Consider the following 14,676-nt stretch of genomic DNA (forward strand, 5'->3'; position numbering starts at 1 on the left):
GCGAATGAATTTGGATGGGGCGTTAGCGTTTCGGCTGGAACGTACGAGGGTTCATGACTTCGGCGCAGGCCCGAATATCGCCACGAGCACGCCGCTCAGAATCATGCCAGCGCCAATCAATTCCTGAGGCTTCGGGACTTCGTGCATGAATGCGCCCGCTATCAACAAACCGCCGAGCGTTTCTCCCGGTGAAACAAGCGATACGATAGCCGGCGGAAGCGTACGCGCTGCCGCTTGCACCGACGTGTGCCCTATGAGCGTCGGAATGAACGCAATGGCGGCAATGGCGACGAATGATCGCCATGGTAATTCCGGCACGTTCGTAAATGCACCGGCATACGGCAAAACCAATAAAATGACGAGCGCCGCGATGGCGTAAATCATCGCCCCGGCATGCTGCGGTGGCAATGCATGACGAATGGCTCGAGCTGCGGCCACGTAAAACCCGAACAATGCGACCGACCCGAGCACGAGCAAATCACCCACGAGCTTGTGTTCACCCGTGCCCGCCGCAAATGCAATGACCGCCGCGCCCATCGTGGCAAGCACGACGCCCATTTGCTCGCGCTTCGTCGGCACTTCACGAAAAAAAATGAAAGCCGCAATGACCACGCCGACCGGTTCCAGCGATACCAGCGAAACGGCCGCCGGAAGCGACGTCGCATCGAGACCCGCCTGAAACAATGCGAAATGCGCTCCGAGAAGCGCGCCACATACGACGATGCGCAAACGCGTCGCCAGAGGGATGGCTCGCGCATGACGAATGACGCCGGCGGCGTCCAGCGCAAACAAGACGATCGATGCGAGCGCCACGCGACCAAATGCAACGAAGAGCGGATGCGCCGGACGCGCATATCGTGCAATCGGCGAGCTCACGGCAAATGCCGTACTCGCCAAAGCCACGAACATTATCGCTCGACCACGTCCCGAGGCAAACTCCATCAAACGCTCATCTCACCCGCCCACGAAACGGCAAATGCATCGCGCACGGACGCTGCTCGGTCGCCGTTTGTCTCGGCACACCGGCCCAAAGCAATCATGAGTTTCGTCAAGGCCGCTTCCGACGTCATGTCGCCCGCTCCAATGGCCCCCGCGCGTGCTGCAGCAACGCCGCCCTGATATCGACTCAAGTCCACCGCTCCTCGCGGCGACTGGCTCACGATCACGACCGGTACGTCGAGCGCGTGCGCTTTTTCGATGACCGGAATGAGCGAGTTCTCGAGGCGCGGAACGTTTCCCGCGCCAAACGCTTCGATCACGAGCCCCCGCAACCCTACGGACAACGTCGCATCCAAAAGGCGCGGATCGAGCCCCGGAAACGCTCGAATCACCAGCACGTTCGTTTCGATGCGTTCATCGAGCGCCGACGCCGCGCGCGGAGCAAGCACGTGCGCCGCGATGTTCGCTCCAAGCCCGAGCACCGCAAGCGGCGCACACGCCGGCGAGCCAAATGCCTTCATGCCCCATGCATCGAGCTTCGTCGCTCGACATCCGCGCAAGAGCTCCGAGTGAAACGCGATGCCCACTTCGGGGACCTTCATCGTGGCGAGATGACATGCATCGACGAGGTTTGTCCGAGCATCCGTACGCACGTCCACGAGCGGCTTTTGCGCGCCTGTGAGGATCACGGGACGATCGAGCCCCGGAAGCAAAAACGCGAGCGCGCTGGCCGTGTACGCCATCGTGTCGGTGCCGTGCACGATGACGAACCCGTCGTAACGCTCGAGCGATCCATGGATCACGCGTGCAAGCTCGATCCAGTGATGAGGCTGAAAATCAGCCGAATCCAAGTTGTACAGGATGCGCGTTTCGATCTCTGCGAGCTTGCGCAAGACGGGAAGCTCGGCGACGAGATCTCGCGTGTACACGTCGGGCGCGAGCGGCGTTGGATGCTCGCCGCGCATCATGAGCGTTCCGCCGGTGTGAATGAGGAGCAGCCGCACCAGGCGCGAGCGTAGCAAAACGAGCGCCTTGGGAAACTCAATCGCCCGGGGACATCATGACCGGGTAGACCACCGACACGATTCCGCCCTCGGGCTGCGGAAAACTCAAGCTGTGAAACGAACGAACGACGCACAGCACGACACCAACGTCGGGCATGTCGGATCCGCCGTTGCTCACGTTCGACACGGCGCCATCGCGGCCGATGACGAACCGAACGGCGACGCGTCCTTGCAAGTTGGGGTTGTTGCGCAGTCCGTTTTCGTAACACAGCCGAAAGCGGCCGAAGTTTTGCCGGACAATCCGCTGAATGACCTCGGGCGGCAAACGGCCGCTCACCGATACGGCGCCCATGCGCACTTGCGGTCCGCGGCCGCGAATCGGTCGCGTGTCGGCAGGCATCGTGACGGTCGTCGGACGCGCCTCACGCACAGGAGCAACTGGTGCGGGCTTCGGCGGTGCAGGGGGCTCGGGCCAGTCGTACAGCACGCCGATGAGGCTGCGGTCCTCGTCGCTCGGACCTTCATCACGCGCTTCGGCTGCAAGCTGAGCGCTCCAACGATTGCTGCCTTCTTCGAGCGCTCTCATCCATGCGTCTTGGCTTGCCGCGATGGAAGCTTGGTTACGCCGCTGATTCCGCCGCGCTCGCCACTCGTACCCATCGAGCTCTCGTTGAAGCTCACGCTCTTTTTCTTCGAGACGCCACAGGCGCTCTTGCAGCTCGTAAAGCTGTTCGGCGGAAAGGCCGTAGTCCTCGTGGAGTTCGGCCGGACCAACCAAGAAGAACAAGACTCCGATCACTGCCGCATGCGCGAAAAACGATGCGAGCTGCGTCAGGGCAACGCGTTTCTCGAAGAGCGGCCGGCGGGCCATTCGAGGGGCTGCCGAGCTGAAGCACAAGTCGATCGCGACCGATTGGAAGAACAGCGTGGCGGTTTGTCCGGGAAGAAGCGGTACTTCGGCGGCATCACGCATGGTGGACGATGCTTGTCCGATGCCACGTTCGATACATCGAGCAGCCGACATGCGTTTCTTTTGACCACCAAGCAAGCAGCGCGCTCCTTTGGGCACGACGAGCCGCACATCGCCGTCCCAACGCGCCAAAAGCGCGGGCACGCGAGGTGCTCCAAGGACTTCGGCAGGAAGTGTCACGTCGCAGTCATGTTCACCCACGACAAACGATCGCGGCGGGGATAGCTCGTGCGCGTAGATGACGCAGTCACCCCAACGAACGATGATGTCGATGGCGGGTCGTGACGCTACGCGTGCTGCGGAACGACCGAACGACTCAGCCGGTGCGACGCCTTCGGTAGCGGTAACTTCCCCAGCAAGAGCCATGCAAGACCGCCTCGTGTGCGATGAGCACCTTCGAGCCGAACCAATGCGAGACGATATCAAAAAAGAACCGGGAGCGTGCCTCGAAAGGCAGGCTCCCGGCGAGGGGAGAGGGTTTGTCTAGATCAACCACCGGGTTGGAACATGATCGGGTAATTGACCGTCACGATGCCATGTTCGGGCGCCGGGAAGCTGAGGCCGTAGAACGACCGCACGACGCACGAGACCACGTTCGCGTCGGGCATGTCCGATCCGCCATTTTGAACTTGCGATACGCCGCCGTCCCGGCCGATGACGAACCGCACGGCCACGCGGCCTTGCAAATTCGGATTCTGCCGCAAACCCTGCTCGTAGCAGAATCGATATCGACCGAAATTCTGCCGCACGATGCGCTGAACGACTTCGGCAGGCAATCGACCGACCGTCGTGGCGCCTTCGGGCCGCACGCGCGGAGGTTTCGTTTGGTGGCTGTTCCGCGTGATTCCTCGGCTGAAGCCTCCTTGATTGCTGAGGTCCGTGCCAATCGTTCCGATGCGGTTCAGTCCAATGCCTTCGCCTTTGCCTCCGCCACCTTGTTCGAGCCCGGACAAACCAAGTCCGCCGGCGCCAGCAGCCTCGTCGAGCGACGCGCCCCACATGTTTCCAAGGGCGCTGCGCGCGTCGCTGCCCATTGAAATGTCGCCGCCCCACGGTGCGGTGACGGCATTGGGATCACCGCCGGATAGCGTGGCGACGAGGCCAATCATGCCGAACGTTTGCGCATCAGAGAGCGCGGCGGCCCGGGCAACCTGCGGATCGGTATTGTCCTTCGGCCCGAAGATTGCGAACTTGCCCGAGCTATTTCGGCTCGTGGTGCTCCCCATTTTGCCTTCGCTTCCAATCGACCGCGTACCTTCGGTTCCGCCCGCATTCTTGTCTTGGTTTTCGATGACCTCGGGCGATTCCTTTTTGTCTTGCTCACGTTCGGCCGTCACGTTCAGCGCTTGCTGCATGAATGCAAGCTTGTCGCCTTCAATTGAATTTTCTTCGTCCGCGCCCATGGGCGGGAGGAAAAACGCTGCTGCCGCGAGCAAACCGGCGTGCAGGGCGAACGACAAACCATGCCAGGGCAAACCCTTTTTGTCCAAAACGATTCCGCCCTTGACCTTCTTGCCTGCTTTTACCCGCGAGACGTGAATGGTCACGCCACCGAGGTCGAGTTTCACTTTTGCGCCCAGGCCGACGGCAATTTGCGCAGCTCCGGCAAGCGCGGCGCAAGGCTCCGCGTTCGTGGCATCGATGTCCGACGATTTCCCGTCGTTTTCGATCGAGCCATGAGCCGAAGCCGAAACGACGACGCGCGCGACCTTGTCTTCACCCACGAGCACGACGGGCAACCGTTTTGCGCCGATTGCATTTTCGGGCAGCACGAAGTCCGCATTTTCCTCGCCGACATGAAACGACCGCGGAGGCGACAAGTGGGCGACGTGCAGAATGGACGTGCCCCACAGAATCATGATTTCGATCGCCTCTTGTGATTGCTCGATTTCGTCCGCCGGGACGGCCGGGCCGCTTTGCACGAGCGCGTAGGTGTACGAGCCTTCCGGAGCATTGGCGGGAACTTCATTCGATGCGGTCTCGGGCTTTCCGAATGCGCTACGCAGATCGAAAGACGGCGTGGTTTGTCCGAAAAGAACGGCAGAGGCATTGGCGAACGGTTGGTTCTCGGAATTGTTCTTGCGTTCCATGACAAACGACTCCTTCGTCCTCCGCGCGTGGCGGGGAATTGATCGGTAAGGCAGCGCGAATGAGGCACGGGGTGACGCGTTCTAGGCGTCTCGTCTGCTGCTCATTTCGTTCCGCCCCGCAACCGACAGCGGGATGGGCAAAGGGTTCCGGAAATTTTTGGGGCGGGCGGGGAGGGCGGAAATTGCCTGAAAAGCAGGCACGAGCGGCTCCAATGCCGCCCACGACGATGTCGTCCGAGCTACGATCGCGTGCCGGCGGATCTCGCGTCTCGCGCGCGGATGATCAGCTTGGTTGCCCCGCGACCGCAGCGCCTCGCTTCAAAATCACCCGCGCCGCCTCCACGAGCAGCGCCACGGCCAGCCCCACGAGCGCTATGCCAACCACGCCATTCATCGTCGCCGTGTTCAGAACGAATCCGCCGTCCTTCAGCGAACCGAACGCATGTCGAATCTGCGCAACCAAGGCCCACACCGTGACGACCATGACGAATACCGTCGGAATCGCCGTGTACCAAATGCGCCGCTTTTCTCGATAGAGCCACACCGTAATCGCCAAGAGCGTCAGCGACGCGAGCAGTTGATTGCTCGTACCAAACAATGTCCAAAAATTCATGTATGCCGGACGAACGCCCGGCCCCGGTGGCGTCGCCGTCGCAATGAAATACGCCGGCGGCACGAGCGTCAATGCCGTCGCCGCGGGACCCACCCACGGAGCTTTCCGCGCATTGAACAATTCCTGGAGCACGTAACGACCAAGCCGCGTCGATACGTCCAGCGTATCGAAAACGAACGTCGAAAACGCCATTGCTCCAAAAGTCGCCGCAAACAAATAATGCTCTTTGCCTACGATGACCGTCATGTACCGCCCCACGCCGTCACCATATATCTTGCCCGGTCCCGGCAATGGACCGCTCGGTGCCAGCGTAATGACCGTCGTTAGTGCAATGATCGCAACGAATGCCTCGAGGAGCATGGCGCCATATCCCACCGCATGCGTGTGCGATTCTTTGGATATTTGTTTGGATGTCGTGCCCGAACAAACGAGCCCGTGAAAACCCGAACACGCGCCACATGCAATGGTCACGAAGAGAAACGGAAAGAGCGCTCCAAATGGACCGCCTGCATCGAATGTTTTGAACGCCGGCATCCGTATGTCGAATTCACCCGGATAACGAAGCCCACCAAAAAATAGACCAATCGTCCCGACACCGAGCGCTAGGTACAAGACAAACCCGCCCAGGTACCCTCGAGGTTGGAGCAAGAGCCACATCGGCAGAAGCGACGCGATGAAGCAGTACACAAGGATCCCGAGACCCCACGCTCTCTGCGGATTGTCCACGCCAAGCACGAACGATGTCGACACCTTCGTCCCAAGCCACACGACGCCCAGCGTTGCAGGGACAAAAATGATCGTCGTGAGCCAAAGAGGCGGCTGCCATCGCTTGTCGATGATGCCCATCAGCACGGACAAACCCAGGTACATGACGCTCGCTGCAGCCACGGCACCACCCGGGTTGAACGTAAACGTCCCGCCCTCGAACTCTTCCGTCTTGCCCACGAACGTGCTCGCCGTGATGTCGGCAAACGCCACGATCACGTAGATGAGCGCGAGCCAAATGAACGACAGGATGAGCAGCCACGCGCGCCTTCCAAGCTGCCGCCTGACCACTTCCGCAATGCTCTCTCCATCGTGACGAACGCTCGCGACGAGCGCAGAAAAGTCGTGCACCGCGCCGATGAAAACGACGCCGAGGCCGATCCAAAGGACGCAGGGCATCCAGCCGAACATTTGAGCTGCAAGGATCGGCCCAGCGATGGGACCGGCCGCCGCGATCGCGCTGAAGTGTTGCCCAAGCAGGTAAAAAGGCTTCGTTGGAACGAAGTCATTGCCGTCTGCGCGACGCACCGCAGGCGTGTCGACCGAATCGTCGAGCGCGTAGTTCCTCGCGATGACTCGCCCGTACGAGAAGTAACCGAGGGTGAGAACCGCAATGATCGTGAGTGCGAGCAGGGGAAGCACGGGGCGAGTATACGCCGTACTCGCCAAAGGATCGTTTCTGCACGAACGACCCTACGGTCGAGACAGACTCGTGAGCGCCTGCTGCGCCGATTGTCGGTGCGTGGAAGCTCGAGCGCGAAGCTTCTGCATCTCCTCGTCGATCGCCAATATCCGATGCTGCGCGCTGTCGAGCTCGCTGACGAAACGCATACGCAGCATGCCCTCGGGGCCCCCTTCATGAAGCACTCCGAGCTGATCGGTGATCTTCGACTGGCGGCTGAATAGGTCGAGCATTTCGCGCTCGAGACGCGCCCACTGCGTATCGGCACTTCGAGCGTCCTCCCATGCGCGGAGCATGCCGATGAGCGTTTCATGCTGCTCCTCGTCGAGTAGTCCGGAGCGACGCCATCCTTCGACCTGCGTCAACTCGAGCCCGTCGTACGGAACGCGTCGCGCCTGCTTCCATGACTCGCACACGCTGAGCGTCGCTTCACCGAGAGCGGGCACTTGAAGCCGAAAACTCTGCGATGCTGCCGTCTCCGCGATCGGCGTGTGCCCCTCGGCAACGATGGTTCGACCTTCGACACGCGCGATGTCGACGACGACGTCGATGTCGACTTGATGATCGCTGCGAATCGTCACGAAGTGCCGCTCCTCGAAGGATTCTTGTTCGTCGACGCCTTCGGGCTTGAAATCGAGGCTCGCCACGAAGGATGTCTTGTGCGAGGTGCGGCTGCGGCGAACGGACTGATCCTTGGCGAAGGAGAGCTTCGCGGAGGCGCCTGGCGCGGTCTGCGGCAGGGTCGCTTCTCCGAGATAACGGCCAAGGTCGTAGACGGCGCAACGACCTTCTTCGAGCACCGAGCTCGTGAGGTTGTCAAAACAAACCAGCAAATCTGGATGGACACCCGCTGCATCGCGAAAGACGCGCTCTTTGCGGATCGACACGGTGGTGGTGAAGACCGGAACCATCGCGGCACTGCGGCGCCGAAGCGATACCGGATCGCTTGCACGCCACTCGGTCGCCTCGGGCTGCGTCGTGGACGATGTTTCCAGATCGATGGAGCTTGCATTCGACTCGTTGCTTTCGCTCGTTCGCTCGGATGTTTTCGGGGGAAGGGTTTTTCCGGGCGTGATGACGTTCACGGTGGGTTGAGGCACCGGCGCGCGAACGGTGTTGGGTTGTCCGGACGCACGACGCCGCGTGCGCTCGTGTTTGACGAGCTCATTTGCGCGCGTACCCGCGGGACCTTGAGCCGAACCAACCTGCGTCGGCGCTTTCGACGAGAGCACGAACTCCACTCGTTCGAGGTCTTCTTCGAGCGGGTTGTGGATGAGCGCGAAGGCAAAAAAGCGTGCATCGGACGGCCCGCACGCGAGGCGGTACGAAATGACGAACGGCGTCGAAGGCACGACGTAGAGGACGCGAACGTCGTCCGCGGCGCCGTCGAGGACCACGTGTACGCTGCGTCCATCACCGCGTGCAGACGCGCGACTGCGGTCGACGAGCATGTCGAGACTGCCGCGAACGGCGGCGTCGACGAAGTCGAGCGTCCGGATCGCAGCAAGATCGAAAACGGCGATTTGACCAAGTCCCGTGCGCAAGAGAAGCCAACGGCGAGCGCCCTGAGGACTGGTGGACTCTTCGAATCCGAGCAGCTCTCCTTCCGCGCTGCCTTCGCTGCTTTCGATGCGCACGCGCCGCCCACGCGTCGCGTGGAGCATCCCGCGAAGCGTTGCGCCCGGCTCGAATCGCAATTTGCGCCCAGCCAACGCCGCGTCTGGATCTTCCGGCGCATCGAACGCGAGCGCCGTCATGTGCCCGCCACCGCGTTCGACCCACACGGTCAATGAACGAAGAACTTCGCCCAGCTCGGCGCGGTCGACGAGCAAGTCGAAACCGCCTTGAACGCTGCCCCGGCGCTCGATGTGGGCGATACCTTGTTTATAAAGCACGATCCGGCGTACGGCGGGTCCAGCACTCATGACCCGTGCTCCTCTTCCCGAGTATCTGCATCGAAATGCTCATACGGATGCGCGCGATTCATCACGGCACACGCTATCCTCGGAGACAACGCCAGGAAAGGAGGCAGCACATCTGCTTGACCTTTCTCCTCACATTGGCTTCGATCACCACATGCGACGTTTTCTTGCAGTAGCCATCGCCACGATTGCAATGACTGCCGGATGCATGCGCGCGCCAGCTCGCCCCGTGGATCCCAATGCGTGTGGCTGCGCAGCTCGCCAGCCGGATCCAAACGCGAGCACCGCGTCGTATCCGTACTCCGGACGGTAGTTCGCCGAGCGCCTTGTCGAGGTTTGTCTTGGTCAACCACCAAGCTCGATGGATGACGATGTCGATTGCCGCGCCGAATGACGCGCGGGCGGCGGCGTGAACGGTTCTGGATCGAGCGCCGCTGGATCCGCTTCGGCAGGCGGCGGAGGGACGGAGATCGGGGCAACCGCGAGATGTCGCGTGTTTTCGTAGAGGGCCCGACAGAGGTCCAGGGAAGGCGTTGTGCGTTTTGCGGCGACCGCGTGCACTTCCGTTTGAATTGCCGAATTGATGGGTGTGGCAACGCCACTCGCTTGGCCTCGGCGAGTGATTTCTCCGTTCAAGAAATCGACGGCCGGGGGCCTGCCGCGTTCGATGGCAGCGAGCATGGACGAGCGCATTTTGCGGAAACGCGTGCCCACGGCGATCAAAATGGCGTGCTTGACGAAAAGTCCCGTGGAACCGACCGCGCGTCGTTCGTCGTCGGTCAGCGCAATCCAATCGAGGTCGAGCGTGCCGGATACTTTTTCGAGGCGTACGCCCAGAGCTCGCGACGTCAAGACCACTTCGGTCATCACTTCGAGCGCCAAGCGGCGAATGAAACGATGACGCATGAGCACGCCGAGACGTTCGCCGCCGAGCGCACCGAGCGAGGTGATCGCGCAGTTGATGGCCAATTTCGACCAACGTGCCCCCGCCAAATTGTGTGAAATCGTCGTTTCACCAATCGATCCGAGCGCCAAAGCGAGCGGCTCGAGACGCTCGTCCGACGCGCCATCCATGCGACCAAGCACGAAACCGCCCGGAGACGTTCGTTCATACACGCCCGGCTCGAGCATCGACGCACCCCACGCCACGACGCCGCCCAGGGTCCTGTCTTTCCCCGCAATGCTGGCAATGCGTTCTTCGCAAAGCCCATTTTGAAATGTCACCATCGCCCCGTGAGGCGCGAGAAATGGCAGCACACCTCGAGCAGCCTCTTCCACCTGGGGCGGTTGGGTTGCGAGCAGAATGTAATCGAACGCTTCGGTACTCGGCCCGAGGTCCGTTTCGGCTTTTCCGCGGACGGAATTCACGCGGTCATCACCGACGATGCGAATTCCATTCGAGTTGATGGCCGAAGCGATTTGTGTATTCGTCGTCAAGACGGTCACATCGTGGCCATGCGCAAAAAGATGCGCAGCAACGAGCCCTCCGATTCCGCCACAACCGACGACCAAAAAACGCGGCCCGCCGCTTTTCGAAATGCCACCATTCATGAGGCGACTCATTCTACAAGAAAAGCTGACTCATGCGACACATTATTTCATGCCGCAATGCATCATTGCTTCGGCACGAAAATTTCGATGGCGCTTGGAACCATGTCGACGGTAATCGGTAGTCGACCGAGCGGCTCGCCGTCGACGTCGAGCAAGAAGCGATCGGCCACGTCTTTGTTGAGCAAGTCAATCTCGATGTGATCGCAGCGGTAATGCTTCACGTCGAGCGAATGAATGTGCGTGCCGGTGTACATGCGCGTATTGACGGCAAGAAAACGCAGTCGCGGTGCGGCGCCGAGGTCGATGATGTCGAAGAGCCCATCATCGGGGCTCGCCATCGGAGCTGCTTGCATTCCGCTGCCGAAGAATCTGCCATTACAAATGGCGATGAGCCGCGTCTCGATGGTCTCCTCACGCGACATGTCTTCGCGTCGCGTCGTGATTTTGAGCCGCCCGATGGCGCTGCGCGCCAGGCCCTTCAGCGACGACGTCAAATACGCCATCGTTCCCCGAGCGATCGCGACGATTGCGCGACGTATTGATCGACCAGCCCCCCGATGCCCGCCGAAAGAATGTTGATGAAGTACCCAGACTTTTTTTCTCCGTCGTGCGCCACGTACGAGAAACGTCCGATGTCCACCGTGCGCGTTTGCCCGTCCGTGATCGCGCCACAATAGCGATCGAGCCGGTCTTCGAAGCCGAGCGTGCGTCGATAATCGCCGCCCGTACCCGCTCCGATGATCCCCATGCGCGGCAGCTTCACTCCCTCTTCGCGCGCTTGCATGAGCCCACATGCAACTTCGTGGATCGAACCATCCCCACCCACCGCGACCACGATCCCGCGCCCCGCGAGCGCCGCGTCACGCGCGATGTCCACTGCATGCCGCGGCCGCTCCGTGAAACTCACATCCACCGAACCAAGATGCCGCTCGATCGGGCCGCGCATCTTCTCGAAAACGATGCCGGTTTTTCCTCGCCCCGATCGAGGGTTCACAATGAGAAGCGGTTTCATTCACTCATTCCTTGCCACGACACGACCCGCCACGACAAGTCCATCCGTCGTTACGCGAGTTTTTCGCAGTGGCGCGAAGTGTTTTTCGCGCCCAGCACGCTCCGTCGAAAGATTTGGACCCGCTGCGTCAAATTCGCTTCGCCGTTTCTTGCTCGACCCATTGCAAATAATCGGCAAGGCCCTCTTTCGGCTCGAATGTCAAAATTTTTGGAACTTCGTAAGGATGCAGCTCACGCACGCGCTTCATCATCGCCGGGGCGGCCTCGTCGGATGTCTCCATGAGCAACACGGTTTCGCTTTCATCGCAAATTTGGCCTTTCCACCGATAAATCGACCGAACGGGTGCGATGATGTTTCCTCCTGCAACGAGTGATTCTTCGACCAATTGGCGAAGGAGCGGCGCCGCTTGATCGGGTGGGCACGTGACGAATACGATGCGCATGGTTTGTCCTCATGAACCAAACGTTTCCAGGGTTTCTCGAAGGGAAGTCAAAAAAGCCGCCCGCGATCGTTCGAGCAAATAAAAGTGTCCTCCGTCGAAAAACGTCGCGGAAAAACGCCCCCGGGTATGCTCGCGCCAGGCTTCGAGCTCGTCCGGATCCAGGCGATGATCGCTTCGCCCACCGAATACTGCGATCGGGAAATCGAAAGGCTCGTCGGGCGAATGAGTAAACGTCTCGAATATCGTGAGATCTGCGCGAAGGGGCGGTAAAAAAATATCCATCAGCTCTTGATTCTGCAAGACGGCCTCGGGGGTTCCGCCATAACGACGTAATTCTTCGATGAATCGTGGCGTTGGCAAGTCGTGAAGAGGCATTCTACGCATGGGCAAATGGGGCGCTCGCGTGCCCGAAGCAATCAGCCCGCGAGGTAATGCCGCATTTCTGTGGCGCAATTCGCGCGCGAGCTCGAAGGCGACGTGCGCGCCGAGGCTGTGTCCGAAAAACGCATAGGGCAATTCGAGTTTTGGAAGAATGACTCGCGCCGTGGCATCCACGAGAGGCTTCATCGCGTAATACATCGGCGCATTGAAAAGCGTCTCGCGGCCAGGCAATTGCAAAATCGACAATTCGACCCACGGCGGCAGCGACGTGCTCATCACGCGATATGGGTACGCGCCACTTCCCGAGTGCGGAAAGACAAACAAACGCAGACGCGCCGCCACGGAAGACGGAACATGGACCCACGCAGGGGCAGGCGGCAAAGGGCGACTTTCCACGCATCGATAAGCACCACGACGAAGCTCGAAGGTCAAGTGCAGAGCTTGGTCGCGCTCCCTTCGACGGGCAAAGCGGCTTGCCACGACACCGCTGGCATGTGGAGCGAGCGCGCGCGGCGTGGTATATGCCCCGGATGAACACCGTGCGAGGGAGGACGCTGCGTGCAAAAACGTCCGTGCGACGTGGGCGCGTGGCTTCGGACGAGGCTCTCCGACGGGCGCTCGATGACGTTCGTGCGAGATGCGACGTCGAGACGCGTCGCGCAGCCGATCCGGTGCATTTCGTGCATCGTTACGATCGTCGTGAGGACCAAGAGATCGTCGCATTGATTGCTTCGGCGCTCGCATTCGGCAATGTAAAGGCGCTTTGCGCAAAAATCGAAGACGCTCTGGCACGCCTGGGTCCGCACGTTGCCCGCTGCGCAGATGACGCAGCCGATGTGCACGCTCGGCTTTCAGGATTTCGACATCGATTGTACCGCGGTGAGGACTTGGCGTTGCTCGTCGTCGGAGCTCGGCGCATGCAACGAGCGCATGGAACGCTTGGGGCTTCGTTCGTCCATAAATTGGAAAATGGCCGAACGTTTCGCGAGGCCTTGGGCCTATGGGTCACCGAATTGCGACAGCGGGGAGGATTTCCAGCATTCGGTGCCGACGACAATTTAGGAGCGGATCATCTCTTGCCCGATCCCGCAAAAGGTAGTGCCGTCAAACGCTTGATGCTTTTTTTGCGATGGATGGTGCGTCCAGCCGATGGCGTGGACCTCGGGTTATGGGATGTTCCTGCGTCTCGTCTCGTCATTCCGCTCGACACGCACATTCACAAGTTGTCTCGTAATCTCGGTTTGACCTCGCGCACGGCTGCTGATTATCGTGCGGCCGAAGAAATCACGGAGGCGCTCTCGCGTCTCGACCCGAGCGATCCCACCAAATACGATTTTTCCTTGTGTCACCTCGGGATGCTGCAATCCTGTCCTTCGCGAAAAGACGCGGTTCGTTGTGAAGGTTGCGGCGTGAAGCCCGTATGCAGGCATTGGCAAGCGCGGGCGTCGCGATGAACCATGATGTAAAGCTAGAATCAACCGCATGTGAGTTGCCATGAACCCTCCCCAAAACGTTTCCCTCGTCATTTCCGAGCGCCCTGGTTTTCGCGCTGGAATTCGGGCTCTTTTCGATGGATATCGGTATCTCTTCCGAACGCCGGACATTTGGCCCCTTGCGATCGTTCCGATCATCGTCGCATTGATACTCGCCGTCGTATTTGGCGTGGGTTCCGTGCAAGGTGCGCTTTGGCTCGTTGCCAAGTATATGACGAGTGACGAGCCGAGCGTCTACTTCACCATTGCATTGGTGATCGTCAAAATTCTTGCCGTTCTCGTGGCCCTTGCCGTCGCCCTTTTTCTCGCTTTTGCCCTCGGAAAACCCCTTTCCGGTCCAGTGCTCGAACGTATCGTTCGCCGCGTTTCGACCGAGCTCGGTGCGCCGGCTTGGCCGGCTCCGACGCTTGCACAAGACATTTTTCGTTCGCTCCAATCGAGCGTCGTGGCGCTCGTCTTTACAGCGCCCATTCTCGTGCCGCTCGTGGCCATTGGCATCATCGTTCCGCCGGCGGCGGTGATTACGACGCCGCTGCAATTCATCGTGACGGCCATGGGTGCAGCATGGGACTTTTGCGATTATCCGCTATCGATTCGCGGCACGCCGGTGAGCGATCGAATCGAGTTTGTCCGCAGAAACAAGCGAGCCGTCATGGGTTTTGGCATGGGGCTTGGGCTTTTGTTGCTTTTGCCGTGCTCGCTTCTCGTGGTGCTACCCGCGGGTGTCATTGGCGCCGCGCATCTCGCGGTCGTGCTGGAACGGTGGGAGGCGGGTGAGCGGCAGCGATTGTCGAGTGCAAGCGCGCAATGAG

11 protein-coding genes and 2 pseudogenes are annotated in these 14,676 nt (G+C 60.5%); 3 read left to right on the top strand and 10 right to left on the bottom strand.

From position 1 onward, the window contains the following. Positions 1-51: 51 nt before the first annotated feature. From IPM54_17165 to IPM54_17190, 6 genes and pseudogenes are all read right to left on the bottom strand, one after another. Complete coding sequence (locus tag IPM54_17165) at positions 52-942, bottom strand: DMT family transporter (protein ID MBK9261523.1); 891 nt, start codon at positions 940-942, stop codon at positions 52-54. Then, positions 942-1,943, bottom strand: a complete 1,002-nt coding sequence (locus IPM54_17170; protein MBK9261524.1) for an asparaginase — start codon at positions 1,941-1,943, stop codon at positions 942-944. Before IPM54_17170 ends, IPM54_17165 begins: the two co-directional genes overlap by 1 nt. A 37-nt stretch (positions 1,944-1,980) precedes the next feature. After that, positions 1,981-2,307, bottom strand: a pseudogene (locus IPM54_17175) (AgmX/PglI C-terminal domain-containing protein). A 1,094-nt stretch (positions 2,308-3,401) separates the two neighbouring features. Further along, the gene (locus tag IPM54_17180) at positions 3,402-5,003 is read right to left on the bottom strand and encodes an AgmX/PglI C-terminal domain-containing protein (protein ID MBK9261525.1); all 1,602 of its coding nucleotides are present in this window, start codon (positions 5,001-5,003) and stop codon (positions 3,402-3,404) included. Between the two features lie 283 nt (positions 5,004-5,286). Beyond that, complete coding sequence (locus IPM54_17185) at positions 5,287-7,023, bottom strand: carbon starvation protein A (protein MBK9261526.1); 1,737 nt, start codon at positions 7,021-7,023, stop codon at positions 5,287-5,289. Positions 7,024-7,074: 51 nt separating this feature from the next. Further along, positions 7,075-8,988 (bottom strand): hypothetical protein, encoded by a 1,914-nt coding sequence (locus tag IPM54_17190; protein MBK9261527.1) that lies wholly within the window; start codon positions 8,986-8,988, stop codon positions 7,075-7,077. A 151-nt stretch (positions 8,989-9,139) separates the two neighbouring features. Between IPM54_17190 and IPM54_17195 the strand changes: the two genes are divergently transcribed. Then, on the top strand, positions 9,140-9,298 hold the full coding sequence (locus IPM54_17195) for a hypothetical protein (protein ID MBK9261528.1): 159 nt from the start codon (positions 9,140-9,142) through the stop codon (positions 9,296-9,298). A gap of 32 nt (positions 9,299-9,330) precedes the next feature. Here IPM54_17195 and IPM54_17200 read toward each other — a convergent pair whose 3' ends face one another. From IPM54_17200 to IPM54_17215, 4 genes and pseudogenes are all read right to left on the bottom strand, one after another. Continuing rightward, entirely contained in the window at positions 9,331-10,548 is a 1,218-nt protein-coding gene (locus tag IPM54_17200; protein ID MBK9261529.1) for a 2-dehydropantoate 2-reductase, read from the bottom strand. Positions 10,549-10,598: 50 nt separating this feature from the next. Beyond that, positions 10,599-11,548, bottom strand: a pseudogene (locus IPM54_17205) (diacylglycerol kinase family lipid kinase). 127 nt (positions 11,549-11,675) lie between these two features. Continuing rightward, a complete protein-coding gene (locus IPM54_17210; protein ID MBK9261530.1) occupies positions 11,676-11,990 on the bottom strand; it encodes a divalent-cation tolerance protein CutA in 315 nt (104 codons plus the stop codon). 9 nt (positions 11,991-11,999) lie between these two features. Next, on the bottom strand, positions 12,000-12,767 hold the full coding sequence (locus tag IPM54_17215; GenBank protein MBK9261531.1) for a thioesterase: 768 nt from the start codon (positions 12,765-12,767) through the stop codon (positions 12,000-12,002). A gap of 125 nt (positions 12,768-12,892) precedes the next feature. Here IPM54_17215 and IPM54_17220 point away from each other — a divergent pair, with 125 nt between their 5' ends. Together IPM54_17220 and IPM54_17225 are read left to right on the top strand one after the other, a co-directional pair. Then, positions 12,893-13,825 (top strand): TIGR02757 family protein, encoded by a 933-nt coding sequence (locus tag IPM54_17220; GenBank protein ID MBK9261532.1) that lies wholly within the window; start codon positions 12,893-12,895, stop codon positions 13,823-13,825. Between the two features lie 40 nt (positions 13,826-13,865). After that, positions 13,866-14,675: an EI24 domain-containing protein gene (locus IPM54_17225; protein MBK9261533.1), complete on the top strand. Its 810-nt coding sequence runs from the start codon at positions 13,866-13,868 to the stop codon at positions 14,673-14,675. Position 14,676 lies beyond the last annotated feature (1 nt).

The sequence above is a fragment of the Polyangiaceae bacterium genome (genome assembly GCA_016715885.1).
In the GTDB taxonomy this organism is placed as follows: domain Bacteria; phylum Myxococcota_A; class Polyangia; order Polyangiales; family Polyangiaceae; genus Polyangium.